This window comes from Salifodinibacter halophilus, from assembly GCA_012999515.1.
Lineage (GTDB): Bacteria > Pseudomonadota > Gammaproteobacteria > Nevskiales > Salinisphaeraceae > Salifodinibacter > Salifodinibacter halophilus.
In genome coordinates, this window is the sequence record JABEEB010000512.1 from 1 (window position 1) to 248 (window position 248).

Here is a 248-nt window from a genome sequence, read left to right on the forward strand (position 1 = left end):
GATAAGCGGTGGCGATCAAGTTCCGAATATTCAGAAGGAGTGGGTTGGCAGTCAGTCGATTTTTCTAGATGCGGCCAACTGTGATTCGATATGATCGCGGAACTTGCCAAACAGACCGGTGACATTGGATTCATCCAGGTTTGGGATCCAGCCCAGTATTAAGCGGCGAACATTCCATGCGAGCGGCGCCTCTATCTCGCCGGACTCTTCTTCTTGCCGGAAAAAGTCCGCGTAGGTGCCTGGGTCCT

The 248-nt window shown here is 52.8% G+C and carries 1 protein-coding gene; it reads right to left on the minus strand.

Features of this window, described 5'->3' with window-relative positions:
• Positions 1-51: 51 nt before the first annotated feature.
• Positions 52-248 (minus strand): hypothetical protein (locus HKX41_12660; protein ID NNC24986.1); only part of this gene is annotated, 197 nt, incomplete at its 5' end.